The sequence below is a fragment of the Mesorhizobium sp. LNHC232B00 genome (assembly GCF_000502435.1).
Classification (GTDB): Bacteria; Pseudomonadota; Alphaproteobacteria; order Rhizobiales; family Rhizobiaceae; genus Mesorhizobium; species Mesorhizobium opportunistum.
This window is the reverse complement of the sequence record NZ_AYWP01000011.1, coordinates 72,403-97,090: the sequence shown is the minus strand read 5'-3', so window position 1 is coordinate 97,090 and position 24,688 is coordinate 72,403. Positions and strand designations below refer to the sequence as shown.

The window sequence follows — 24,688 nt, the reverse complement described above, 5'->3', positions numbered from 1 at the left end:
AACTCCTGTCAACGCCAATGCTGCGCCTAACGCCGACGGTGCATCTGACAGCCAGGGGAACCAGTCGGGCCGTACCGCGTCATAGAAGCAGGTTGGTTGCAGCCAAGGAAAGTGACATCGATGATCAGGCTCCTTCTTGTCGTCGCCGCTGCGCTCGCCCTTGCATGCGGTGCGACGGACGCAGCCAAGCTGGACCCTAACGCCGTCAACCAGGCCCAATTCGCCGCCGGCGAGCCGAAAGGCGTCGATCCGACCGTTCTGAGGGCGCAGATCCTTTTGGATCGCGCCCGCTTCTCGCCGGGCCTGATCGATGGCCGCCTGTCGGAGAACTTCGCCAAGGCGGTCGGTGCCTATCAGACTGCGAACGGTCTCCAGGCGGACGGCAAGCTGACACGCGAGACCTGGGACAAGCTGGTGGCAGCCTCCACCCGTCCGGCCTTGATTGCCTACGAACTGGCGACCAAGGATGTGCGCGGACCTTTCACCAAGCGTATTCCGGCTCGCATGGAGAAGATGGCCCATCTAAGGCGGCTCGGCTATCGCAACGCGATGGAGAGGCTGGCTGAGCGCTTCCATGTCAGCGAAAAATTGCTGAAAATGCTCAATCCAGGCGCCACCTTCCGGAAGGCAGGCACGATGTTGATGGTGCCCGATGTTGGCCGAGGCGATCCTCCAGCCGCCATTGCCAGCGTCGAGGTCGACAAAGGCGCTCGCGTGGTGCGCGTGCTCGATGCATCCGGCAAATGGCTCGCAGTCTACCCCGCCTCGATCGGTAGCGACGAGAAGCCGGCGCCGAGCGGCACGGCAGAGGTCAAGCGCGTGGTGCACAACCCCACCTATCACTACGATCCGAAGTTCGCTTTCAAGGGCGTCAGGACCAAGCGGCCCTTCACTATCGCAGCCGGGCCGAACAATCCGGTGGGATCGGTCTGGATCGACCTCTCCATCGAAAGCTACGGCATTCATGGCACGCCCGAACCCGGCAAGATCGGCACGACCTTCTCGCACGGCTGTATCCGGCTGACCAACTGGGATGCCGAAGACCTCGCCTCCGTGGTGCAAGAAGGCACCACGGTCAACTTCAAGGACGAGATGGCGGACGTCGGCAACGAGCCGCCGCAGTAGCACATCAGGCCGAAAGCGGTGTCCGTGACGGCGGCCGCCAAAACTTCCTGTCGTTGGAGGCTGCCCCTGGAATTTGGCCCGGCGGGTGAATCTGGCACGGCGGGACGAAACTCGTTTTGGGAAACGTTTGTGGGACAGGCAACGCTCAAAGCCGGCGCCCCGACATTGGTGCCGTAGAGCAAAGACCCTTCGGCAGCGGCGACACCGCGCACGACGCCCAAGGAGACCGGAAATGTCTGCCGACGCCTATATCAACCGGATCGCGACAGCGGTCCCGGAGCATGAAGTTCATCAATTCTATCTGCGGTTTGCGGCTTCGATGCTTGCTGCCAATCGCAGGAGGATCTTTGAACGCATGGCCGGCCTTGCCGGCATCGAAAGCCGCTATTCCTGCTTTGCGCCCGCCATCGACCCCGAAGGAGCGTATGTCGACCGTGCCGGAACCTTTGTCCGCGGCGCATTCCCCGGAACGGCCGCGAGAATGGCGATGTTTTGTGAAGCTGCTCCTGTCCTGGCAAAAAAAGGCGTCGACGGATTGCAGCTTGGCGACGAAGCGTCGCGCATCACCCATCTGATCGTCACCACCTGCACCGGGTTTTCCGCGCCAGGTATCGATCTGGACCTGGTTCAGAGCTGCGGCCTGTCGGACAGGGTCGAGCGCACGATGATCGGCTTCATGGGCTGCTACGCTGCGATAAATGGCCTCAAGCTGGCCCGCCACATCGTTCGCTCCGACCCGCAATCGAGAGTCTTGCTGGTCAATATCGAGCTCTGCACCTTGCATCTCAATGAAACCACCGAACTGGAAAAGCTGCTGTCCTTCTGTCTTTGGGGCGACGGCTGCGCGGTCGCCCTCGTCACCGCCGAACCGCCCGGCATCAAGCTCGACAGTTTCCACTGCGTTGTCGCGGACGAGCGACGAGACCTGATGAGGTGGGACATTCGCGATCATGGCTTCGACATGGTTCTTTCTGGCCAGGTTCCTGCGGCGATCCACGACGCGTTGCTGAGCAACCAGGACGCCTTCCTCGGCGGTCGGCCTACCGAAGCGATCGATCTGTGGGCCGTTCACCCCGGCGGGCGCTCTATCCTCGACGCTGTTGAAAGGGCGCTGAACCTCACGCCGGCCGCGCTCAAGCCGTCGCGCGAGGTGTTGCGCCGATACGGAAACATGTCGTCGGCCACCGTTATGTTCGCGCTGCAAGAGATGCTGAAGGCGGCGCCGGGCCTGCTCGGCTGCGGCATGTCGTTCGGACCCGGCCTGACGGCTGAAACCATGCTCTTTCGAACAGTATCATGAGCGAACTGCACCAACGTCGCCTTGTCCCGGAAATCCTGGACGGATTGGCGGCCGACGATCCGCGTGCGCTCGCCTCGCGCCGCGATCTCCGCCGCATCAACGCGCTGATGTTCCAGGCGCGGATCATGGCGTCATTGCTGCGGAAATTCGTGCCGAAGCCGCCACGGCGCATTCTGGAGATAGGCGCCGGCGACGGTACCTTCATGCTGGCGGTGGCGCGGCACATGGCCAGGCATTGGCCCGAGGTGGAATTGACAATGCTCGATCGCGCCGGTCTCCTCACCGCTGAGCTCTCCGCCGATTTCGGCAGGCTGGGGTGGACCATCGAAGGCATCACCGCCGACGTATTCGACTGGGCGGAAGGTGCCGAGGGCAAGCGGTTCGACGCGATCACCGTCAATCTGTTCCTGCATCATTTCGACGATGCCGGTCTGGTGCGTCTGTTTTCCCTGCTGCCGACGAAGGCGCCGCTGCTGCTTGCGACGGAACCGCTGAGATCGATGCCGGCGCTGGCAGCGGCTCGCCTTCTGCCGGTGATCGGCGTGAATGACGTGACCCGACATGATGCGGCCCAGAGCGTGCGTGCCGGCTTTCGCGGCAGCGAACTGTCCGGTCTCTGGCTCGCGGCCGGTCGCAAGCCGCTCGAGGAACGGCGCGCCGGTCTTTTTTCCCATGTCTTCGTCGGTGTCAGCGACAATGCCGCTTTTGAGTTGAACCCGTGAGCAACTTATCGACCCATGATGCGATCGTCATCGGCGCCGGCCCGGCGGGCACTTCCGCCGCACTCACACTGGCCCGACATGGGTGGTCCGTGGCGATCGTGGAAAAGAGCGCGTTCCCGCGCCGCAAGGTCTGTGGCGAATACATTTCGGCGAGCAATCTCGTGCTTCTCGATCGATTGGAGATCGGCGATGCCTGGCGCGCTGATGCTGGCCCCGAAATCCGCCGCGTAGGCTTCTTTTCCGGCGAGACCTGCGTCGAGGCGCCGATGCCGGACGCAAAATATAGTCCTGCAAAAGACGGTTTCGGCCGCGCGCTGGGCCGTGACGTTCTCGACGCGCTGCTGTTGCAGGCGGCGCGATCGGCGGGCGCCGAAATCTTCCAGCCTTGCCGGGCCGTTGCCATCGATCGGGATGGGGACATGCAAAGGGTGCGCATTCAGGCAAGGGGCGAGAATTCGGGCGACGAGACGACGACCTTGCGGGCGCCGGTGATTGTCGCCGCGCATGGTTCCTGGGAACCGGGACCGCTGCCAAGCCAGCTCGAAAAGACCAACCGTCCGTCGGACCTGCTCGGTTTCAAGGCGCACTTCACCGGTTCGACGCTCGCGCCCGATCTGATGCCTCTGCTGGCGCTTCCCGGCGGCTATGGCGGCATGGTCATGGCCGATCATGGCCGTCTGTCGATCTCGTGCTGCATAAGGCGCGAGATGCTCGCGCGACTGCGCTGGAAGCATGGGTCCGGACGTGATGGCGTCGAAAACCCTGTGTCGGCCGCTGACGTGGTCTTCCATCATCTCATGGCTTCTTGCCGGGGTGTCAGCGATGCTCTGGATGGAGCCCGCCTCGATGGGCGATGGCTTGCAGCCGGCCCCATCCGTCCCGGTATCCGGGCCTGTTATGAAAAGGATATCTTCCGCGTCGGCAATGCCGCCGGGGAGTCTCATCCGATCATCGCCGAAGGCATCTCGATGGCGCTTCAGTCCGGTTGGCTGCTAGCCAGGGAACTTGCTGGCGCGCCAAGCGGTCGGGCAGGGCGCGAAGCTGCCGGCAGGCGCTATCAAGCGGCCTGGCGAGGATTGTTTTCGACGCGCGTCCACGCTGCCGCGGCTATCGCCCGAATAGCGCTCGGCCCCGGCGGTCCCGCATTGATGGCGGCGGCTGTCCGGAACTTCCCGCAAACACTGACACTTGGCGCGCAAATGAGCGGCAAGACGAGGCCAGTTCCCGGTCTTGCATGACCGGCGCTATCTGATGGCGATCTGGAACAGATGCAAACCGCCACCGGCAAGTGCGTTCGGCAGATCCTCAAGATCTTCCGGTGTGCGCATGTCTGAATGGGCCGGGATAGAGAACCGCGTTATGGGGTCTCCGCATGATGGCGTCGGCCCGTCAGCGACGAGCGGTCTGTCCCGGGTCTCCCTTCCGCGCCTTCTCAGGGACGAGTTTTCCGGCATTGGCGCGAAGTCCCCGGACGAATTCCTCGATGTAAGGCAGGAATTCGAACAGCAGAATGATGACAAGCATCGTCACGATGTAGGTGACGGGCAGAGGTTCCGATTTCCAGACAAGATTGAATCGTGCCGACTCTGATCCCAAGCCGAAGAGTGCGAGGAATTGACCCCAGTGCAGGGAGATCACGATGATGATGCCCATCAGCGGGATCATCTCCAGAAAGCTGTGAACGTGCTGCTCGACCGGCGTCACGGTTCGTGCTGTCGTGGCGTAGCGCACATCCCACATGGCCGTGGCTTCGTGGACGAGGAATGCCACAAGCATGCCGGCGATGATCAAGGCGTTGATATCGAGGAACATGGCCGCCAATAGCGGAATGCCGACCTCAACGAACATCAGGAGATGAATAAGGGATTCCTTGGCGCCAGTCGTCGTCTCGATATGCGAGGCGCGATGACATAGCCAATCTGCGAACCCGGCCAGGAGCCAGAGCGGCAGGATGAAGTACATCAAAATAAGGACAGTCGGATCGGACAGCATCTCAGTCCCCGGTGGCTGGGCGGAGCGCTCGCGCCACTGTTCAATTGGTTAGATCAGGGGAAACCCCGACCATGCCAAGCGGTAAAGAACGACGGTGTTTTGCCGCTTCGACGAGACTTCAACGGTGCGGTGCCGGGCAGGTTCCGGACTCATCGCGAAGAGATCACGATCAGCGATCGCCTCCTGGCGCTGAAACAAGAGTCCCACGGTCCTCCGCAGGGCGATCCGTGGGATTGGTGGTTTCGTTGCCATATTGCCAGGCGGGCCGGCCTTCACCATCTAGCCATGATGGCGATGTTCAAATCGAAAACACCCGGCTCATCCTCGCTTCAGCAGGATCTCTTTGGTGCTGTCGACGATCTGCCGGAAGGTTTTCGCTACCAGCCTGGATTGATCACCCCACGGGAAGAAACCGAACTCGCCAGGCAACTGGGCGCTTTGCCTTTCCAGGCGTTCGATTTCCATGGCCATTTGGCCAACCGGCGGGTCGTCGGTTTTGGCTTGCGTTACGACTATGATCGGCGCGAAGTCGTGCAGGCGCCGGCTATACCTGACTTTCTGTTGCCTCTGCGCGAAAAGGTTGCAGCCCTTGCGCGACGGCCGGCCGAAGCCTTCGCACAGGTGCTGATAAATGAATATCGGCCTGGCGCCGGCATTGGCTGGCACCGTGACAAGCCTCATTTCGAGGACGTGGCGGGCGTCTCGCTGCTGGCGCCCTGCAGCTTCCGGCTCCGGCGAAAGAACGGCACCAAATGGGATCGCCGGACCATCGTCGTCGAGCCAAGGTCGGCCTATCTGATGACCGGACCATCGCGCACGGAATGGGAGCACAGCATTCCGCCGGTTGACCTGCATCGATACTCGATCACCTTGCGGACTTTGCGGTCTCAAAATTCTTGAATCGCATGCGCTCCTGCTGAGCTTTGAGATCGCCTTGCGATGCCATCACGAGTTGTTGAGCGCAAACTGTTCCGGGAACCTCCCAACCACAAGTTGGTTTGGAAGACAGGTCCAACTTTCACAGGTGGAGAATGTCCGTGGCCCGTGCGCAATCCAAGTTGGTGATCTCCCGGCGTCCGCTTCATAAAACACCGATGGCGGTGGCCAATGCGTGTTTCATCGGCACGTTGCTGACCGACGTAACCTACTGGCAAAGCGCGGAAATGATGTGGGCCGATTTTTCCGCCTGGCTACTCTTCGCCGGCCTGGTCGTGGGCGTGCTCGCGGTTCTGCTGGCGCTTGTCGATTTGTTCACCGGTCGACTTTCCGGTGCGGCAAGGTCTGCGTGGCCCTCGCTTCTCGGCAATCTCGTCGTGCTGGTCATATCGTTCTTCAACGCGCTGGTGCACAGCCGCGATGCCTGGACCTCGGTCGTGCCGACAGGGCTCACCCTGTCAGTCGCGGCGGTGATCGTCCTGCTCCTCCTCTGTCTGCTGGAATGGAGTTTCGGCCGCAATCGAGTGGAGGTGGTCGAATGAGCGCCATGATGTTTTCCAGCCGATATATCCAGCGCGCGGCTGGTCTCGGTCTGTTGTGCGGTTCGCTCCTCACACTGCCGGCGTGCAGCAATGATGAGCCGGACCCAGGCGATCAGGTCGGAGCGAACCCGACACTGCCAGAACTGACTCAGTATCTTGTTCCGCCGATGCACGTCGCTTCGGTCGTCGGATGGAAACAGGATGAGACGCCGACAGTCGCCAAGGGCCTGCAAATCAAGGCCTTCGCGAAAGGACTGAAGCACCCGCGCTCGCTCTACACTTTGCCGAACGGCGACATTCTCGTGGTCGAATCCGTGGCGCCGCCCGGTGCTGCAATCAAGCGTCCGAAAGACCTGGTCATGGGCTGGATCGAGTCCATGGCGACCTCGGGCGGAGGAACTGAGGGAAGCAACCGGATCACCTTGCTGCGCGACACGAACGGCGATGGCATGCCCGATGTCCAGGACATATTCCTCGATCATCTCAATTCGCCCTTCGGCGTGGCCCTGGTCGGCAACGATCTCTACGTCGCCAACACCGATGCCATCGTGCGCTACCCCTACACCACCGGCGATACCAAGATCACCGCGCCCGGCACCATACTAACACCGTTGCCCGGGGGGCCGATCGATCACCACTGGACCAAGTCGCTCGTCGCCAGTCCTGACGGGTCGCTGCTTTATGTCGGCATCGGCTCCAACAGCAACATCACGGAGAACGGCATCCAAGCCGAGAAGGACCGGGCCGCGATCTGGGAGGTCGACCGGGCCACCGGGCGCTATCGCATTTTCGCGAGCGGGCTGCGCAATCCCAACGGGCTGAGCTGGGAGCCGCAGAGCGGGGCGCTGTGGGCGGTCATCAACGAGCGTGACGAGCTCGGGCCCAATCTGGTTCCCGATTACATGACATCGGTCAAGGATGGCGCCTTCTATGGCTGGCCGTACAGCTATTATGGCCAGCATGTCGATCCGCGCGTGATGCCGCGGCGGCCGGACCTGGTGGCGAAAGCCATCCCTCCGGACTATGCCCTGAGTTCCCACGTCGCACCTTTGGGTCTGGTGTTCTACACCGGAACCAACCTGCCGGACTCCTATCGCAACGGCGCCTTTGTCGGCGAGCATGGCAGCTGGAACCGCAAGCACTTCAATGGCTACAAAGTCGTCTTCGTAGCGTTCAAGGACGGTCATCCGGAAGGCAAGCCGCAAGACGTCGTCACCGGTTTTCTCGAGAACGACAACAAGGCGCATGGGCGGCCGGTCGGAGTTGCCGTCGACAAGGCGGGTGCGTTGTTGATAGCGGACGATGTCGGAAACACGGTCTGGCGCGTGACGTCCGCATCCCCATAGATATTTCCGCAACAATGCCGAGTGATTGGGTAGCTCTCGCAGCAGTCAAGGACGTTCAAATGCAACTGATAGCCTTCGCCCTCAATTGCTCTCTCAAGGCCTCCGCCGACAAGGAGAAATCCTCCACCGACCGCCTGCTTGCCGATCTTCTGGCGGCGTTGGTGCCGCATGGGGTCAAGGGCGAGATCGTGCGTTCGCTCGATCACGACATCAAGCCGGGTGTGCTTTCAGACATGGGCAAGGGCGACGACTGGCCAAAACTCAGACAGAAGATTCTGGCAGCCGATATTTTCGTGCTTGGGTTGCCGATCTGGCTCGGTCAGCCCTCGAGCGTTGCCAAGCGCGTGCTGGAGCGCATGGACGCGTTCTTGGACGAAACCGATGATCGGGGGCGCATGCCGGCAGCCGGAAAGGTAGCTCTGGTGGCCATTGTCGGCAATGAGGATGGGGCGCATCACTGCCATGCCGCATGCTTTCAAGCCTTGAACGATGTCGGCTTCACCATTCCCGCCAATAGCGGAATCTACTGGGTCGGCGAGGCCATGAACGATGTCAACTATGTCGACCTGCCTGAAACGCCGGAAAAGGTTGCCGCCGCGATCGAAATGGCTGCTTCCAACGCTGCCCATCTCGCCAGCTTGTTGAAAGGCGAAGCCTATCCTGGCGTCTTGCGGTGAAGGTCGTTTTGCGGTGGGGTGTTGGCACTCGGTGTCCCAAGCGCCTGAATGCTCCAGCCGAACGCCACGCCGGTTCGCCTTTCTAATTGCCCGTGATCGCCGGATGGCAATAACGCAGCCCGTCGTGCCGCGGGCAAGACGGGCTGCGGGGTATCCTGCTAGGTCAGAATGAGCACGATCTTGTACGTATCCGGGTCGACGATCACGATCCGGCCGTCGGCGAGTACGAAATACTCATATGACTCATAAGCCGGGACAATCTTGACGATGCGAGCCGGCAAGCGATGCAGCCTGACCTTGTGACGCGGCACCTCGATGCCCACCGAAACGTCGAAGTCGACATTGGCTACGGGCTCGACCTTCGTTTCCTTGATCACCTGGGTGATCTGGGTTTTCTGTTCGACCGTCACATTGTTGATCGAAGCGGTTGAAGTCTTATCCTGCGTAGAGGTCTTGCCCTGGGCCTGCTGGTCCGTGGTAGTGCCGGCGTTGCCCTGGGCCTGCTCATCGGTCTGGACCTTGGCCTTGCCCTGGGCCTGCTGGTCCGTGGTGGCACCGGCCTTGCCCTGAGCCTGCTCATCGGTCTTCATCTTGGTCTTGCCCTGGGCCTGCTGGTCCGTGGTGGCGCCGGCCTTGCCCTGGGCCTGCTCATCGGTCTTCATCTTGGNGCCTGCTCATCGGTCTTCATCTTGGTCTTGCCCTGGGCCTGCTGGTCCGTGGTGGCGCCGGCCTTGCCCTGAGCCTGCTCATCGGTCTTCATCTTGGTCTTGCCCTGGGCCTGCTGGTCCGTGCTAGTGCCGGCCTTACCCTGGGCCTGCTCATCGGTCTTCATCTTGGTCTTGCCCTGGGCCTGCTGGTCCGTGGTAGTGCCGGCCTTGCCCTGGGCCTGCTCATCGGTCTTCATCTTGGTCTTGCCCTGGGCCTGCTGGTCCGTGGTGGCGCCGGCCTTGCCCTGGGCCTGCTCATCGGTCTTCATCTTGGNGCCTGCTCATCGGTCTTCATCTTGGTCTTGCCCTGGGCCTGCTGGTCCGTGGTGGCGCCGGCCTTGCCCTGGGCTTGCTCATCGGTCTTCATCTTGGCCTTGCCCTGGACCTGCTCATCGGTCTTCGTTCCGGTCTTGCAGTTAGCCGCCCCGGCGGCGCAGTTTGTATCTGCTCCCTGCTGGCTTTCCGACTGTTGTTGAGCCATCGCCGTTCCACAGCCAAGCCCGATCGCCAGCATGCTGGTGATGAGAACATGTTTCATAGGAAAATCTCCCTGAAAAAATCGTCCCTTCACCGGATAAAACTTCACAAAAAAGGGTTGGTTCCGGGATAAAGCCGAGGGACTGCCAAAACTCATCGGCACAATCAAATTTAAATGACCGGACCTTGGTGCGATGGGACGCTGATGTTTTCGCCAAATCAGGAGGAAGGAGATGGCTCATCTCCAACGCGAAAACGACGAGGAGTTCGAATGCAGCGGGACCGACGTCGAGCCGCGAATTGAGGTCGTCGAAGCGTGTGGCGAATGGTTCGTCCGTGTGATCGGAGGCGACCAGCAAGACAGTCGTCAGTTCGAGCTCGAGTCCGTTGCCCTTGCCTATGCAGAGGGCCAGCGCAGGCGTTTGAAACTTGCGACCATCGTGCGCCTTTAGCAGACCGGTTCCACGTGTGCGTTAGCTTGGAAGGGCATGACGATACGTCCGCACGTTGCCCGTCAGTGGATATCATATGACGGGGTAGGCAACACTGCGACTTGAAGCAAGGCGCTCACCTGGGTTCGTTGTTCATGCTCAGATACGTAGGATCGAACTCGGCAAGCTCTGCAAGCTGATCCCAATCCAGAATGGTGACTGTGTGATTCACCCAGGTGATGACCTTGATCTTTTTCAGGGATCCGATCACCCGGTTCATATGCACAACCGAAAGCCCCAGCACATCGGCCATCTCCGCTTGCGAAAGGGGCAGGTTGAAGCTCATGCCGCTGGTGCGCTTGACCACCTGCAGGCGAACAAAGAGTTCGCATATGAGATGGGCGAGATGCGAAGTCTTTGAGCGCCTGCCCATTGCCACGATCCATTCGCGGTGAATAGCGCCATCGACCAGTGTGTCGAGCCACAGCAACCGAGCCAGGTGCGGAGCCTGCTCGGTGATTGCCTTCAATTTGCTGTGGTCCGCGAACATGACACGGCAAGGCGAAAGTGCGACGATGCCGTGGTCCATCTTCCGGAGCAGGAAGGCATGGAGGTCGACGAAGTCGCCAGGCACTTGCAAGGAAGTGAACTGCCGGCCACCATCCTCGAGCACTTTGTAGCGTGCCGCCAGGCCGTCGAGCAGCATGGTGCTGTAGGCTGGCCGCGATCCTGTCGAGACGAGATCCTGGCCCTTTTCAAAATCTCGTCCAAAAGCGACCGTCTCGGCGAGCAGAGCCTTCTCTTCGTTGGATAGATCGTCATGCTGACTAAGTTGCAGATAAAGTGGTTCCAGCATGGCGGCCTCGGGGCGATCGAAGTGGGAAGCCGATCGCCTGTGTGTCGGGAAGCCGAACCCTAGGCCTTCGGAAGATGACGAACGCTATCATTTGACAGGCTGCGCCAGTTTTCGCGCAAACGCCAGTGCGCACGGGGAACCATTCGCACGTCGACGGATTTAGAACGCTGAGGCTTTCAGCGTGACATGATGAAACGCTACTATTTCGATCTCTATAATGGCGATGGCCTGGTCTCGGACGAGAACGGGCAGCTGTTTGAATCCCCAGAGCAGGCAAGAGCGGAAGCAATTCGCATCTTGCATGACATTGCTCGCGATGAAATGCCGGACCGCGATCTCGTCAAGATAACCCTTAAAATGCGCGACAAGGGTGGGACGCAGGTACTCGAGGCGTCTCTTACCCTCAACGCCGCCTGGACCGCCTGACAGCGTCATCAATGCATGGGCTCGCGGCAGCATCGAATCTTGTGGCGGGCTGTTATCGAAAAACTTGGTACGAAAATAACCAACCGGGTTCATCCCATATCCACATACGCCTTGCCCGGGATCGCAGCACCGACAGCAAGCCTCCACACGGCGATGGAGGAACAAAAAATACCGTTCGGGATTGGAACCTGTGGATTGGAGGATCGGATCCATGGACAGCAGGGAAGAGCGCATCAAACGGCGGGCCTACGAAATCTGGGAACGCGAAGGCCGGCCCACCGGACGTGAGCAGGAACACTGGGACCAGGCTGTGCAGGAGATAGAAGCGGAGGACCCGGAGACCGAACGCGGTCCGGTCGAGGCCGACCCGACAGTCGACGACCGCTCCAAAAGCTCGAAGGCGTAAAGTCTCGCCATCCCATCATCAGCCTGGCAACCAAAGTCGGGTTGGCAACCAAAGTCGGGCAGCCTTGTTTGTCCAGTATCAGCCGAGGAGATTGCCATGAGGAGTCCCCTGTCATTTCTGGTGTTGGCCACCGCGCTTGCGCTCGGCGCATGCGACAACAACACCGAACCGATGAAAGCCAACACCGACGCCGTCAACAAGAACCCGCAGGTCGATCAGGACGCCAGGCCCAAGTCCACGACTGGCGGCGACCAGCCGGCGACAGTGCCGAACCAATGAACTCCATCTCGTATTGCGATACCCCTCTGCTGCGCATCGCGTATCTCAGCGGTGGACCGACGGACGGTGCTCCAGTCGTCCTGCTGCATGGCTGGCCCGACGACGCGACCACTTATGCGCGCATTTCGCCGGCCCTTCATGAGGCCGGCTTTCGGACATTTTCGCCCTGGCTGCGAGGCTGTGGATCGACATCGTTTCTGTCGAAGGAAACCATGCGCTCGGGCGAGATCACGGCGATGGCGCAGGATGTGCTGGACTTCGCCGATGCGCTCGGCCTCAGCCGCTTTGCAATTGTCGGCCACGATTGGGGCGCCCGTATCGCCTACCTGCTGGCGTCGGTTTTCCCGGACCGCATCAAATGCTGCGCCGCGTTGTCGCTCGGCTGGCAACCGGGCAAGCTGGTGACGCCATCGCCCGAACAAGCGAAAGCATTCTGGTATCAGTGGTTCATGGCGACGAAGCGCGGCGCCGAGTTCGTGCGAAAGAACCGCAAGGAATTCGCCAGATTCCAGTGGGATACCTGGAGCCCGTTGGGCTGGTTCGACGATGCCATCTTCGATGAAGTGGCTAAATCCTTCGAAAACCCGGATTGGGCTGAAGTCACGCTGCATTCCTATCGGGTCCGGTGGGAAGAAGCCGAGCCCGATCCTCGCTATGCCGAACTCGCCCGCCAGGCGACATCGGTCAAGATCATCACCGTGCCAACCCTGACGCTTCATGGCGGCGATGACCGCGTGGTGTTGCCTCGATCTTCCGACGGGTTGGAGGGGCATTTCACCGCGTCCTACAAGCGGTTGGTGCTGGATGCCGTCGGGCATTTCCCCATGCGTGAAGCTCCGCAAGAGGTTTCGCGGCTGTTGGCGAATTTCCTCGACAGCCACGGCAAGCGATAGGCACCGCCGCTGCTCAGCCTTTCTTGGCGGAGCGGAACCTCACTCCACCGGCGTGCATTTCGTTTTCACGGATCGCGAAACCGGAACGCCATCCCGCCATCAATCCGCCCGTCATCAACCGGTAGTCAGGAGAATTCAGATGCAAGCTTCGGGTGCAATTTCAGGACACCATGCTGATCCAACACACCATGCTGGCCAATTGGTCATAGAGTCGTTTGCCGGAACGGTGACGGTACGATTTTCCGACGCCATAGTCGCTGCGACAGAACGGGCGAAAGTACTGCGGGAAGAAGGACATGAGCCCGTGTTCTATATCCCTTTCGAGGACATTTATTTCGACCTGTTCGAAAAGACGAATACGACAAGCGAGAGCCCGCCTAAGGGAACTGCAAGTTATTGGCGCGTCCATGCCGTGGGCAGCTCGGCCGACGATTTCATGTGGGCATACGAAACGCCGGATACCGCCGCGCGGGCCATTGCGCGTCATGGCACGTTCGATCCGCAAAAGGCACGGATCGATGTCGAACCCGCGGAGGACAAGCGGCACACGCCCCATGTCACCGAATAAATGCCGCGGACACCTGAAGTTGGGCGAGGCGAGACACCGGAACCACGCTAAGGCCTTGAGAACTCCTCATCGAGGATGCGCAGGGCCTCTTCATATTTGGCAGCCGGTGCCCCAACCTGCCGCGACTGCCAGATATTGTCCTCCAGATCGGCGCGCTTCACCGGCAGCGCCAACGGGTTCGAGGCAGCTCGCCGCACGAAGGCGAAATAGTCCTCGCCGTCCCTGCGCGACATGGCATCGACAGCAGAAGCAATGGTCGGGCCAAAGCCAGCCTCTTCCAGCCTGGTCCGGCTCCAGCCCTCGCCCTTTTCCACGACGTCATGAAGATAGGCGACGACCTTCTGGTCCATCGTTTCGACAGCATCGACGACACGCCGGCAGTGTTCGATATAGGGCTGCCCAGTCTTGTCACTCTGCGATGCATGGACCTCTTCCGCAATCTTGGCGGCACGGTAGAAAATGCTCATCTTGCCTGTCCCGGCCGCTCGCGGGCATGTCCAGCGACAGCGGCATTGCAACTCAGTTTCAAATTGGTTGCCGAGGTTGTTGTTCCAGGGGCGAGCCGATTTTCTTTAGAGTGCACCTCCACTGCGTCCTTACCATCGTTCCTCGGCATCGTGGTGCGGCAGGTCTATTCCACAGCAGACCCAGCCAAGTCGCTGCCTCGACCCATAGTTGTAGCGCGGCTCCAGTCGAGCCGGATCGTCGAACGTTCCGACATGCAGTGCGATCTCGCCAGGCGATGCATCATAGGCGAGGCTGAGCGGAGATCCGCAGGCGGAGCAAAACCCCCGCCGGGCAATCGGTGAAGACCAGCGATAGGTTGGCGCCTCATTGATCCAGCTCACGCTTTGAGAAGGCACCCAGGCCAGAACCGCGAAAGCACTGCCGGTCGCCCGCCGACACATATCACAATGGCAGTAATGCACTCTCGGTTCGCTTCCAACGCAGAAGCGAATCGTGCCGCACAGACATCCTCCGCTTAGCTCCATCTTGGCGTCCCGCCTGATTTACTGCCTCCCAACGTGTCGCGTGGTCTCATGCGAGCATCTCCATCCGTATCAGCGGAAACGCCAGTCATTTGCGCCGGTTCCTGTGCCGTCTCAGGAACCAGTCGTGGCGCGTGGCGTTGCGTGTCTTGCTGGCAATGGGAGAGGTGTCGTGGACACATACTATTGCCTCTTGGAGGCGCGCTGATGTCGATGCCGGGCCTGGCATACGGTCCCCTTGGCGATAGATGCATGCATATCTGCGTGGATATGCAGCGGCTGTTTGCCGAGCCGTCTCCATGGGCAACACCCTGGATCACCCGGGTTCTCCCGCAGATCGAGAGGCTGGTCGAAAGACGCGCGCCACAGACGGTCTTTACGCGGTTCCTGCCAGCCCGGAAGCCGGGGCAGGGCGTCGGTACCTGGAGGCGCTATTACGAGCGCTGGGCTTCGATGACGATCGAGTCCATCGGGCCCGAAATGACTGAACTGTTGCCGACATTGGCCGGTTATTGCCCGCCGGCGGCAATCATCGACAAGCACATCTACTCGCCCTGGTTCGAAGGGCGGCTCAGGGCCCTTCTGGTGGAGCGTGAGATCGACACGCTGGTTATCACGGGTGGCGAAACAGATGTGTGCGTTCTGGCCACTGTTTTGGGGGCCATCGATTTCGGCTATCGCGTCGTCCTCGTCACGGACGCGCTATGCAGTTCTTCAGACGCAACTCATGACGCGCTGCTGACCGTCTATCACCAACGCTTCGCGCAGCAGGTCGAGACGATCGAGATGGAGACGCTTCTCTCCAGCTGGATTTGAAGCCGGGTTTGAGGCTCAAGCATCCAGATCGATCAAGGCAACGCCCAGTCCGGGGCGCTTGCTGCGGCGCAGATGGCCGGGCGCTTCCACCAACGTGACTTCAAGCGTCGGCCGAACGATGCCGTCAAGCAAATGTCCGCCCCGGGTGGTGCCGTCGCTCAATCCGAGCACCGCATGAACGTGGAGGCTGGGCTTGCCGTCGTCGCCAAGCGCAACATCGCCGATCGCGCTCAACACTTCGCATTGTTCGTCGATCGGAATCTTGCGGTAGGTTTTTGCATCCGGATCAAACCAGCCCACGGTGGCTGTTTCGAAAGCGCCGATCGCGGTCAGGGAAGCGCCGTCGACTTTCTGGTCAGCCGCGAAATCCGTAAGCGCCATGAATGCTTCCTCGCCGGGATCGAGCACGACGACAAATGTCCGTTGGCCACTGATTTCGTTGACGAGCCGTGATTTCATGGTTGTTCTCCGGACATCAGTCTGCTCTCCTTCAATGAGCGTGGTGTTCGGCGTTCCGCTTGCGGGTTGCCGCAGCCTTCTTCGCCGATTCCGATCGGCTTGCGGCGGACCGCGACGCCGACGCCTTGCCGCCGGTCCTGCCGCCCTTATGCGCTGCCGGGTTACCCGTATGCTTGCCGCGGCCGGAGCCGCCTTCCTTCTTGCCGCCGCCATCGTCCTTGTTGACGGTCGCCCACGCACGCCGCTCGGCTTCCTTTTCGGAAACCCCGCGCTTCTCATAGCCTTCGGCTATGTGATCGGCCTTGCGCTCCTGCTTGTCGGTGTATTTCGATTTCTCGCCGCGTGGCATGACGGTTTCTCCTGTCTGATGGGATTAAGCCTGAACGAAAAGACGGTGGGTGAGTTCCAGCGCGGGGACATTTAAGCCGGCATTATGAGGCCTGATGCGGCACGACAGAAAATGGGTCACAGCCACGTGAAGAGGGAACTTTGTGCTCTACGGGTGGTTTGGTGCGCTTGAGACCCAGCCAGCCCGGAGCCAGCCATGTCCGACGCCAAGACTTCCAATGGCCTGAGCAGACGCATGTTCATGACAGCCTCTGTTTCGGCGGCAGCGGCGATGCCGCTCGCGACCTCCCCGACAAGAGCAGCCCAGCCAGCGTCCGCAAAACCGGCGGAGCCCCGCGACCTGTCGGCGGTTTCCATGCGTATCAACAAACAGGCCTACAGCCTCGCCCTCGACAATCGGACGAGCCTGCTGGACGCTCTTCGCGATCACGTTGGCCTGACCGGCACCAAGAAAGGCTGCGACCACGGCCAGTGCGGCGCCTGCACCGTTCTCGTCGACGGAAAGCGGGTGCTCTCCTGCCTGAGCTTCGCCGTGATGAACCACGGCCGCGAGATCACCACGGTGGAAGGCCTGGCTTCGACGGATGGAGAACTCCATCCGGTGCAGCAGGCCTTTGTCGACCATGACGCCTTTCAGTGCGGATACTGCACACCGGGTCAGATCATGTCCGCCATCGGCTGCATCAACGAGGGTCATGCCGGGTCGGAAGATGATATTCGCGAATACATGAGCGGCAATCTCTGCCGCTGCGCTGCCTACCCGAACATCGTTGCGGCGATCGTCCAGGCGCGCGACGAGATCAGGAGGGCCTAGGATGCACCCCTTCGTTTATGAAAGACCAAGCAGCGTCTCCGCAGCGGTCACCATGGCGTCTCGTCGCGATGCACGACATATTCCGCCGACCGAAGCCGACGCGCAGTTTATTGCCGGCGGCACCAACCTGGCCGATTACATGAAGCTTGGGGTTGCGCGGCCAGAGCGATTGCTCGACCTCAACACGCTTGCCGAGCCGGTCTTGCGGCAGGTCAGGATCGGCGGTGACGCCATCCGCTTCGGGGCGTTGGTCCGGATGGGGGAAGCTGCCGACAACAAAGACGTCAGGCGTCGTTGCCCGCTGCTTGCCGACAGCCTGAAGCTGGCCGCCAGTGGCCAGCTTCGCAACATGGCGAGCCTTGCCGGCAATGTGCTGCAACGCACGCGCTGTGAGTATTTTCGCGAGACGTCATGGCCCTGCAACAAGCGTGAACCCGGCTCCGGCTGTGCCGCGATGGAAGGGTTCAACCGCCAGCATGCCGTTCTCGGCACCGGTGATGCCTGCATTGCCACCTACCATGGCGATTTCGCACAGGCGCTGATAGCGCTCGATGCTTCTGTCGATATCGAAGGCGAGCGCGGCAAGCGTACCCTTGCCTTTGCCAAGCTGCATCGGCCGCCGGGAGAGACGCCCAACATCGAGACGGATCTTGCCGCCGACGAACTCATCACTGCCATCGAAGTACCGCTCGCACCGTGGAGCAGCCGATCGCGCTATCTGAAGATACGCGATCGCGAATCCTACGCGTTTGCGCTGGCATCGGCCGCGGTTGCCCTCGACATGGATGGCGACACGGTAAGAGGCGCGCGTATCGCACTCGGCGGTGTCGCGACCGTGCCGTGGCGTGCAAGCGCGGCGGAAAACGCGCTGCAAGGCAAGGTGCTCGATGAAGCCGCGGCGCAGAAGGCTGCCGACGTCGCTTTCGCCGACGCCAGGCCGCGAGAACACAACGCTTTCAAGATACCGCTCGGCAAGCGCACGCTGGTGCGAGCGCTGCTCGAAACCCGGGACATGAAGGTCTGAGCCATGAACCAAGCTGCACCCGCTCCCAAGGAAAATCAGGGCGATCCGGTTGTCCGTATCGACGCCCGTCTGAAGGTTACCGGACAGGCAAGCTATCCGGCCGACATCGCCACGGCCAACGTCGCTTATGGCGCCCTTGCCACCAGCACCGTCGCCCGGGGCAAGGTTTCCGCGCTCCACACGAAAGACGCCAGGGCGGTGCCCGGTGTGCTGGACATCGTCACCTACGGCGACATGGACAAGACCGAGACGCCGAAGTTCGGCAACACCGGCGCGAGTTCGATCGGGCCTTTGCACGACAAGACGATTTTCCACGACGGCCAAATCATCGCTCTGGTCGTTGCCGAGACATTCGAGGCGGCCGAGGAAGCAGCGATGTTGATCCGCGCCGACTATGAGGACGAACCGCCCAGCGCCAGCTTCGATTCGAAGGGCACGAAGATGGAGCCTGCGGCAGGCAAAAACCCGATGTTCAAGGAAGATGCCAAGGCCGGCGACTTCGACGCCGCTTGGGCAGATGCGGCTGTGAAGATCGACCAGAAATACTCAACACCGACCCAGCATCACAACCCGATCGAACTGTTTTCGACCACGGCCATGTGGCAAGGCGACCAACTGACCATACACGAACCCTCCCAGAACGTGACCGGATGGAAGGTGGAGCTGGCGCGCCAACTGAAGCTCGATCCGGCCAATGTGCGGATCATCAGCCCCTATATCGGCGGGGCCTTCGGCTCGAAGGGACCGATGACGGCGCGCACGGCGATCGTTGCCATTGCCGCGCAGCGGATCGGCCGTCCCGTCCGCTGCGTCGTCAGCCGCATGCAAGCCTTCGGCACACAAACCTACCGCGCCGAGACGCGGCATCGAATCCGCATCGGCGCCGGCAAGGACGGCCACATCACGGCGTTCGGACATGAGGGCTGGGAGGTGACGTCACGCCCTGACCCTTATGTCGTCGGCGGCACATCCGCCACCGCCCGCATGTACGACTACGGCTCCGTCCTGACTCAGGTTTCATTGGTCCACGCCGACCGCAATACGCCTGGATACATGCGGTCGCCGCCGGAGACGCCTTACGTTTATGCGCTAGAGAATGCCATGGACGAAATGGCCGTTGCGCTCGGCATGGATCCCGTCGAGTTCCGCCGCATCAACGAGCCGCAGAAGGAACCGATCGGCGGCAAGCCATTTTCCAGCCGTTCGCTCATCAAGTGCTACGATCAGGCCGCGGAGGCCTTCGGCTGGGCGAAACGCGAGCCCAAGGCCGGCTCGATGCGTGACGGCGACTGGCTGGTCGGCATGGGCTGCGCGACGGCGATCTATCCGACAGCCGCCGCACCCTGCGCGGCCAGGGTTCGTCTCACCGCCGATGGCGAGGTTCGGGTCCAGTGCGGCTCGCATGAAATCGGCACCGGCGTTCGCACCGTCGCCGGCCAGATGGCGGCCGAAAGGCTGGGGGTCGGCATGGACAAGATCAGCGTCGAGATGGGCGACAGTGCCTTGCCGCCGGCTCCCGTGTCAGGCGGATCGATTTCGACGGCCAGTGTCTGCTCGGCGGTCATGAAGGCTTGCGATGCCGTTCGCGAGAAACTGTTCACGGCGGCAGCTGGCAAGGATGGGCCTCTGGCCGGCTCAGGCAACGCGAAGCTGGATATGGCCGATGGAAAGATCGTCGCCGAAACCGGCAAATCGGCGAAGCTCGCCGATGTCTTCAAGGCCATGCAGGTCGGCGCCATCGAGGAATATGCCGAGTTTGCACCCAAGGGCGCCTCACCGGAAGCATTGAACAAGCTCTATGCCGGACAGCCGGAATTCCATGGAGGAGAAGGCGATGAGGATTCGGTGAAATATGCCTTCGGCGCCGAATTCGTCGAAGTGCGCATCAACCGCCATACCCATGAAATCAGAGTGCCGCGCATGGTCGGTGCCTTCGCCGCCGGGCGGATCATGAACACGCGTACCGCGCGCAGCCAGCTGATGGGCGGCATGATCTGGGGAATTGGTCAGGCCCTGCACGAGGCAACCGAGATCGACCAACGCACGGCGCGCTACGTCAACCGCGACCTGCAGGACTATCTGGTGCCGGTCAACGCCGACATCAAACAGGTCGACGTGATCCTGGTCCCGGAAGTCGACCGTGAAGTCAATCCTGCCGGCGTCAAGGGGTTGGGCGAACTCGGTAATGTTGGGACGGCTGCCGCCGTGGCAAATGCGGTCTACCATGCCACCGGCAAGCGTATCTGCGATCTGCCGATCAGGGTCGAACATCTGATCGTCTGACGCCTACCGTTTCACGCCGTTCTTCTGCTTCAGTGACGGGCGTGTCACTGCGGCGCATGGCGTCGAACACCGGCGCACGGCTCACCCCGTCGACAGTCTTTCCCTTTGGGGTTTTTGCACTCTTTCAGGACGCGTGGTCGACGCCAAGCTCCCCGTCGATGGGGTCCCAGGCCGTCGGAAAGGGTTGCGGTTTGCCCCCGAAAATCAGGAACTCCTCCCGTACCGGTACGTTGACCAGACAAGCCGGGACTCGATCCCGGCCTTAATAGGTGGCGGGTGACCCGCCACTGAAATCTCAACTCGAGTACAATGAAAGGCAAGGCCATGGGCTTCTTTTCGAAGGACATCAAGACACTCGACGATCTCTTCGTGCACACGCTGCGCGACATCTACTACGCCGAAAAGCAGATTGAGAAAGCGCTGCCGAAGATGATCGACAAGGCGACCGATCCGCAGTTGAAAGCCGGATTTGAAAAACACCTCGACCAGACAAGAGGCCATGTCGAGCGTGTCGAACAGGTGTTCGAATTGCATGGCGTCAAGGCCAAGGAGGTCAACTGCCCGGCAATCGACGGCATTCTCGAGGAAGCCGACGATGTCAGTGGCGACGTCGACGACAAGGAAGTCCTCGATGCGGCGCTGATTGCTTCGGCACAGGCCGTCGAGCACTACGAGATGACACGCTATGGCACGCTCATCGCCTGGGCAAAGCAACTCGGCCGCACTGACTGCGCCAACGTGCTGGCCAAGAACCTCAAGGAAGAACAGGCGACCGACCGCAAGCTCACCGAAATGGCGGAAAGCAAGATCAACTTGCAGGCGGCGGAATAAGGCTGCTCCTGTCGACTGGCCGGCAGATGCGCCGGCCAGCCGACAGTTGAGCAATCTCAGCGGGACGGGTCGACACCCAAGGCCGCTGATTGCTTGCGCAATGCCTCGCGTTCATCCTGCGGCACATGTCGGGCTGCCGTGGTTTCCGCGTAGATGCGGTACGCCACATAAGCTAGCGCCACTGTGAAAAGCAGACGGGCCATTCATCCTGCTCCTAGCTCATACGTTTCGCTTCAACCAGCCTCAGTAACCTCCGACCACCGGCAAAATCTCGCCGGTGATGTAGCTGGAGCATTGCGGCGAAGCGAGGAAGACATAGGCCGGCGCGAGTTCTTCCGGTTGCGCGGGTCGTCTCATTGGCGTGTCCGCGCCGAATTTGGAGACATCTTCCGCCTCTTTGTCCGAGGGATTAAGCGGCGTCCACACCGGACCCGGTGCTACCGCGTTCACCCTAATGCCCTTGCCGATGAGATTGCCCGAAAGCGCCCTTGTGAAGGCATGGATGCCGCCCTTGGTCATCGAATAGTCGACCAGCTGCTTTGAGCCGTCGATGCCGGTTACCGATCCGGTGTTGATGATCGCCGAACCGGGCTTCATGTGCGGCACGGCTTCCTGTGCCATATGAAAATAGCCATAGAGATTTGTCTTTAGTGTCGTGTCGAAATGTTCCTCGGTCAGCTCGCCGAAATCGCTGGAGTGGATTTGGAAAGCTGCATTGTTGACCAGCACGTCGATGCGGCCAAATTCCTTCACGATCTGGGCCACCGCGTTGCGGCAGTGATCGCGATCGCTGACGTCGGCCTTGACCAGAACGCAGCGTCCGCCTTCCTTCTCCACTGCGGATTTGGTCTCTTTTGCATCCTTGTCCTCGGCCAGATAGACGATCGCGACGTCGGCGCCCTCGCGGGCGAACAACACCGCCACCGAACGGCCAATGCCGGAATCGCCGCCCGTGATGAGCGCTACTTTGCCGTCGAGTTTTTTCGATCCGAGATAGTACGGCGCATCGTACAGCGGCGCCGGCTCTATCGCCCATTCATGTCCCGGTTTCGGCTGGTGCTGTTCGGGGAAGGGCGGCTCGGGATATTCGCGGGCGCCAGCCTGCATGGCCCCTTGCTGCTTGCCATTGCCCTTCGACTTGTCCTTGGCATCGATGCCACGTTGGATATGGCGCTGCTTTGCCGCTTCGCCGACTATTTCCGACTTCATCTGCATCATTGTCTCCTTGGCTAGCTTGGAGAAGAAACAACGCATGGCGGACGAAAAGGTTTATGGCTGACGTATCATTCCTTCAAACACCTCGGCGTTTGCAACCCGACGATCTTGGGGTGTCTGCCCTCAGGCCGCCGGCTGCATCGCCGCCCTCAGCAGCATGCCGAACAGGTCGCGCGGTTCGTCGGGGTCGGCGAGCAGGTCAAGCTCCTCGTAGAGGCCGGTCGCCTGCAGCTGGTCGCGCACATAGCGCAGCGCCGAAAAATCCTCGATTGCGAAGCCGACCGAATCGAACAGCGTGATCTGTTTGGCATCGCGGCGGCCTTGGGTCCTGGCGGCGATCACCTGCCAGAGCTCGGTCACCGGATGGTCGGGATCAAGCTGCTGTATTTCGCCCTCGATACGCGTCTGCGGCGGGAATTCGACGAAAATCTCGGAGCGCAGCAGGATGTCCCTGTGCAGTTCCGTCTTGCCGGGGCAGTCGCCGCCGACGGCGTTGATGTGGACGCCGGAGCCGACCATGTTGTCGGTGAGAATGGTGGCGCACTGCTTGTCGGCGGTAACCGTCGTGATGATGCCGGCACCTTCAACCGCTTCCTGCCCGGTCTCGCAGATGGTGATGTCGAACCCCATGCCGGCAAGGTTCTTCGCGCATTTCAGCGAAGCCGACCGGTCGATGTCGTAGAGCCTCAGCCGGTCGATGCCGGCCAGCGCCTTGAAGGCAATCGCCTGGAATTCCGACTGGGCGCCGTTGCCGATGATGGCCATGATGCGGGTGCCCTGCGGCGCCAGATACTTGGCCGCGACGGCGGATGTGGCGGCGGTGCGCAGTGCGGTCAGGATGGTCATTTCGGTAAGCAGCATCGGGTAACCGCTGCCGACATCGGCGAGCACGCCGAAGGCGGTGACCGTCTGCAAACCCTGGCGCATGTTCTTCGGATGTCCGTTGACATATTTGAAGCCGTAGAGGCGTCCATCGCTCGTCGGCATCAGCTCGATGACGCCGTCATGGCTGTGCGAGGCGATGCGCGGCGTCTTGTCGAACAGGTCCCAGCGGCGGAAGTCCTCCTCAATGTAGCCGGCGAGCTCGGTCAGAAAGCGCTCGACACCGATAGCATTCACCAGTTTCATCATGCGGTCGACGCTGACGAAGGGGACGATGTTCAGCTTTGCGGCGGTCATGATCAGAAACTCCCGGAATGGCTGAGGGTGGGGCGGTCCATGATGCGGCGGCCCATCAGGCTTGCCGTGAGGTCGACCATCAGCGTCGCGGTGCGGCCGCGTTCGTCCAGGAAGGGGTTCAGTTCGACCAGATCCAGGCTGGAGACGAGGCCGCTGTCGGACAGCATTTCCATCACCAGATGCGCCTCGCGCAAGGTCGCGCCGCCCGGAACCGTGGTGCCGACCGCAGGAGCGATCGAGGGATCGAGGAAGTCGACATCAAGGCTGACATGCAGCAGCCCGTCTTGCGCCGCCACACGCGCCAGGAACGCACGCAGCAGCGGCGCGATGCCGTGTTCGTCGATGGCCCGCATGTCGTGCACGGTCACGCCTGCCTGGTTGAGCGCTTCGCGTTCGGCCGGGTCGACGCTGCGCAGGCCCATGGCGCAGATCCGCTTGGGATCGACCGCCGCCGGCAGGTCCGGAAAATAGCCGCCGAAACCAGGCTGGCCGCTGGCGTAGGCGAGCGGAACACCGTGCAGATTGCCACTGGCCGTGGTGTCCAGCGTATGGAAATCGGGATGCGCGTCGAGCCACAGCACGAAGAGCGGCCGGCCGGCTTCGGCGGCGCGGCGAGCGAGACCGGAAACAGTTCCTGCCGAGATCGAATGGTCGCCGCCGAGAAAGATCGGCATGGCGTCGGCACTGACGTCATAGGCGGCCTCGGCGATACCGGCCGTCCAGGCCGAAATCTCGGGCAGCGCCTTCAGCGCCAGATTGCCATGGGCGAGCGGCCGCACGGTTGCCGGCAGGATGGTGCCGAGGTCGGCAACCTGATGGCCAAGCTCCCGGAGCGCACCGGCAAGCCCGGCGGTCCGCAGGGCGCTCGGCCCCATCTCACAGCCCATGCGGCCGGCACCGTCCTGCACCGGCGCACCCAAGATCTTGCAATCCACTCGACCATTCTCCTCAATGAAGCTGAGGCCAGTTGAAACCCATGCGGCCGGCAGAATGAATAGGCCTGATTGGCAAAACCACCGAAAAGACTTATCGTTCTGATCAATCAGA

Annotated in this window: 29 protein-coding genes; 19 read left to right on the top strand and 10 right to left on the bottom strand. The window is 61.3% G+C overall.

All coding sequences use genetic code 11. The features are described 5' to 3' along the window. The first annotated feature begins 120 nt into the window (after nt 1-120). The 4 genes from X743_RS152860 to X743_RS152875 all read left to right on the top strand — a co-directional run bounded on the left by X743_RS152860 (nt 121) and on the right by X743_RS152875 (nt 4,385). Nucleotides 121-1,125 (top strand): L,D-transpeptidase, encoded by a 1,005-nt coding sequence (locus tag X743_RS152860; RefSeq protein ID WP_023766261.1) that lies wholly within the window; start codon nt 121-123, stop codon nt 1,123-1,125. 232 nt (nt 1,126-1,357) lie between these two features. Then, complete coding sequence (locus X743_RS152865; RefSeq protein WP_023766260.1) at nt 1,358-2,425, top strand: type III polyketide synthase; 1,068 nt, start codon at nt 1,358-1,360, stop codon at nt 2,423-2,425. Continuing rightward, nucleotides 2,422-3,147 (top strand): methyltransferase domain-containing protein, encoded by a 726-nt coding sequence (locus X743_RS152870; protein ID WP_023766259.1) that lies wholly within the window; start codon nt 2,422-2,424, stop codon nt 3,145-3,147. Before X743_RS152865 ends, X743_RS152870 begins: the two co-directional genes overlap by 4 nt. Next, nucleotides 3,144-4,385, top strand: a complete 1,242-nt coding sequence (locus tag X743_RS152875; RefSeq protein ID WP_023766258.1) for an NAD(P)/FAD-dependent oxidoreductase — start codon at nt 3,144-3,146, stop codon at nt 4,383-4,385. Before X743_RS152870 ends, X743_RS152875 begins: the two co-directional genes overlap by 4 nt. A 151-nt stretch (nt 4,386-4,536) precedes the next feature. Here X743_RS152875 and X743_RS152880 read toward each other — a convergent pair whose 3' ends face one another. Continuing rightward, nucleotides 4,537-5,139, bottom strand: a complete 603-nt coding sequence (locus X743_RS152880) for a hypothetical protein (RefSeq protein WP_031257808.1) — start codon at nt 5,137-5,139, stop codon at nt 4,537-4,539. Between the two features lie 288 nt (nt 5,140-5,427). Between X743_RS152880 and X743_RS152890 the strand changes: the two genes are divergently transcribed. The 4 genes from X743_RS152890 (at nt 5,428) to X743_RS152905 (ending at nt 8,640) form a co-directional block, all read left to right on the top strand. Further along, nucleotides 5,428-6,039, top strand: a complete 612-nt coding sequence (locus tag X743_RS152890) for an alpha-ketoglutarate-dependent dioxygenase AlkB (RefSeq protein WP_051508548.1) — start codon at nt 5,428-5,430, stop codon at nt 6,037-6,039. Nucleotides 6,040-6,170: 131 nt separating this feature from the next. Next, nucleotides 6,171-6,617 (top strand): DUF2231 domain-containing protein, encoded by a 447-nt coding sequence (locus X743_RS152895; protein WP_031257806.1) that lies wholly within the window; start codon nt 6,171-6,173, stop codon nt 6,615-6,617. Further along, nucleotides 6,614-7,963: a sorbosone dehydrogenase family protein gene (locus tag X743_RS152900; protein WP_023766253.1), complete on the top strand. Its 1,350-nt coding sequence runs from the start codon at nt 6,614-6,616 to the stop codon at nt 7,961-7,963. Before X743_RS152895 ends, X743_RS152900 begins: the two co-directional genes overlap by 4 nt. 59 nt (nt 7,964-8,022) lie before the next feature. Beyond that, a complete protein-coding gene (locus X743_RS152905) occupies nt 8,023-8,640 on the top strand; it encodes an NAD(P)H-dependent oxidoreductase (RefSeq protein ID WP_023766252.1) in 618 nt (205 codons plus the stop codon). A gap of 158 nt (nt 8,641-8,798) precedes the next feature. Here X743_RS152905 and X743_RS152910 read toward each other — a convergent pair whose 3' ends face one another. Continuing rightward, nucleotides 8,799-9,302 carry a DUF1236 domain-containing protein gene (locus X743_RS152910; RefSeq protein ID WP_023766251.1) on the bottom strand — a complete coding sequence of 168 codons (504 nt, stop codon included), beginning with the start codon at nt 9,300-9,302 and terminating at the stop codon, nt 8,799-8,801. A 755-nt stretch (nt 9,303-10,057) separates the two neighbouring features. Between X743_RS152910 and X743_RS15375 the strand changes: the two genes are divergently transcribed. Beyond that, entirely contained in the window at nt 10,058-10,276 is a 219-nt protein-coding gene (locus X743_RS15375) for a hypothetical protein (protein WP_023766248.1), read from the top strand. Nucleotides 10,277-10,391: 115 nt separating this feature from the next. On the opposite strand, the gene X743_RS152915 is transcribed toward X743_RS15375, so the two are convergent. Continuing rightward, complete coding sequence (locus tag X743_RS152915) at nt 10,392-11,111, bottom strand: Crp/Fnr family transcriptional regulator (protein ID WP_023766247.1); 720 nt, start codon at nt 11,109-11,111, stop codon at nt 10,392-10,394. Nucleotides 11,112-11,297: 186 nt separating this feature from the next. Here X743_RS152915 and X743_RS152920 point away from each other — a divergent pair, with 186 nt between their 5' ends. The 5 genes from X743_RS152920 (at nt 11,298) to X743_RS0136085 (ending at nt 13,683) form a co-directional block, all read left to right on the top strand. Then, complete coding sequence (locus X743_RS152920) at nt 11,298-11,537, top strand: hypothetical protein (RefSeq protein ID WP_023766246.1); 240 nt, start codon at nt 11,298-11,300, stop codon at nt 11,535-11,537. A gap of 211 nt (nt 11,538-11,748) precedes the next feature. Beyond that, a complete protein-coding gene (locus tag X743_RS152925; protein WP_023766245.1) occupies nt 11,749-11,943 on the top strand; it encodes a DUF2934 domain-containing protein in 195 nt (64 codons plus the stop codon). Between the two features lie 96 nt (nt 11,944-12,039). Beyond that, entirely contained in the window at nt 12,040-12,222 is a 183-nt protein-coding gene (locus X743_RS152930; RefSeq protein WP_031257804.1) for a hypothetical protein, read from the top strand. Further along, the gene (locus tag X743_RS152935) at nt 12,219-13,115 is read left to right on the top strand and encodes an alpha/beta hydrolase (RefSeq protein WP_023766243.1); all 897 of its coding nucleotides are present in this window, start codon (nt 12,219-12,221) and stop codon (nt 13,113-13,115) included. The genes X743_RS152930 and X743_RS152935 overlap by 4 nt, the downstream gene beginning before the upstream one ends. A 139-nt stretch (nt 13,116-13,254) precedes the next feature. Continuing rightward, the gene (locus tag X743_RS0136085) at nt 13,255-13,683 is read left to right on the top strand and encodes a DUF427 domain-containing protein (RefSeq protein ID WP_031257803.1); all 429 of its coding nucleotides are present in this window, start codon (nt 13,255-13,257) and stop codon (nt 13,681-13,683) included. 47 nt (nt 13,684-13,730) lie between these two features. On the opposite strand, the gene X743_RS152940 is transcribed toward X743_RS0136085, so the two are convergent. Beyond that, nucleotides 13,731-14,150 (bottom strand): HD domain-containing protein, encoded by a 420-nt coding sequence (locus tag X743_RS152940; RefSeq protein WP_023766241.1) that lies wholly within the window; start codon nt 14,148-14,150, stop codon nt 13,731-13,733. Between the two features lie 729 nt (nt 14,151-14,879). On the opposite strand from X743_RS152940, the gene X743_RS152945 reads away from it, so the two are divergent. Next, nucleotides 14,880-15,488 (top strand): cysteine hydrolase, encoded by a 609-nt coding sequence (locus X743_RS152945; protein WP_023766240.1) that lies wholly within the window; start codon nt 14,880-14,882, stop codon nt 15,486-15,488. Between the two features lie 15 nt (nt 15,489-15,503). On the opposite strand, the gene X743_RS152950 is transcribed toward X743_RS152945, so the two are convergent. Both X743_RS152950 and X743_RS152955 read right to left on the bottom strand, forming a co-directional pair. Beyond that, a complete protein-coding gene (locus tag X743_RS152950) occupies nt 15,504-15,947 on the bottom strand; it encodes a PPC domain-containing DNA-binding protein (RefSeq protein WP_023766239.1) in 444 nt (147 codons plus the stop codon). Nucleotides 15,948-15,978: 31 nt separating this feature from the next. Beyond that, entirely contained in the window at nt 15,979-16,296 is a 318-nt protein-coding gene (locus X743_RS152955; RefSeq protein WP_013894164.1) for a hypothetical protein, read from the bottom strand. Between the two features lie 195 nt (nt 16,297-16,491). Between X743_RS152955 and X743_RS0136080 the strand changes: the two genes are divergently transcribed. The 4 genes from X743_RS0136080 (at nt 16,492) to X743_RS152970 (ending at nt 21,247) form a co-directional block, all read left to right on the top strand. After that, nucleotides 16,492-17,109: a (2Fe-2S)-binding protein gene (locus X743_RS0136080; protein WP_031257802.1), complete on the top strand. Its 618-nt coding sequence runs from the start codon at nt 16,492-16,494 to the stop codon at nt 17,107-17,109. Between the two features lies 1 nt (nt 17,110). Continuing rightward, complete coding sequence (locus X743_RS152960) at nt 17,111-18,133, top strand: xanthine dehydrogenase family protein subunit M (RefSeq protein WP_023766236.1); 1,023 nt, start codon at nt 17,111-17,113, stop codon at nt 18,131-18,133. 3 nt (nt 18,134-18,136) lie between these two features. Continuing rightward, the gene (locus tag X743_RS152965; RefSeq protein ID WP_023766235.1) at nt 18,137-20,416 is read left to right on the top strand and encodes a xanthine dehydrogenase family protein molybdopterin-binding subunit; all 2,280 of its coding nucleotides are present in this window, start codon (nt 18,137-18,139) and stop codon (nt 20,414-20,416) included. 324 nt (nt 20,417-20,740) lie between these two features. Further along, entirely contained in the window at nt 20,741-21,247 is a 507-nt protein-coding gene (locus X743_RS152970; protein WP_013531567.1) for a ferritin-like domain-containing protein, read from the top strand. 56 nt (nt 21,248-21,303) lie between these two features. On the opposite strand, the gene X743_RS1000000170715 is transcribed toward X743_RS152970, so the two are convergent. From X743_RS1000000170715 to rocF, 4 genes are all read right to left on the bottom strand, one after another. Next, nucleotides 21,304-21,450, bottom strand: coding sequence for a hypothetical protein (locus tag X743_RS1000000170715; RefSeq protein WP_013894168.1), 147 nt, complete (start codon nt 21,448-21,450; stop codon nt 21,304-21,306). A gap of 40 nt (nt 21,451-21,490) precedes the next feature. After that, nucleotides 21,491-22,462 (bottom strand): SDR family oxidoreductase, encoded by a 972-nt coding sequence (locus X743_RS152975; RefSeq protein ID WP_031257801.1) that lies wholly within the window; start codon nt 22,460-22,462, stop codon nt 21,491-21,493. A gap of 123 nt (nt 22,463-22,585) precedes the next feature. Further along, complete coding sequence (locus tag X743_RS152980) at nt 22,586-23,641, bottom strand: ornithine cyclodeaminase (RefSeq protein WP_023766232.1); 1,056 nt, start codon at nt 23,639-23,641, stop codon at nt 22,586-22,588. Nucleotides 23,642-23,643: 2 nt separating this feature from the next. Continuing rightward, entirely contained in the window at nt 23,644-24,576 is a 933-nt protein-coding gene (gene rocF / locus X743_RS152985) for an arginase (protein WP_023766231.1), read from the bottom strand. Nucleotides 24,577-24,688: the final 112 nt, after the last annotated feature.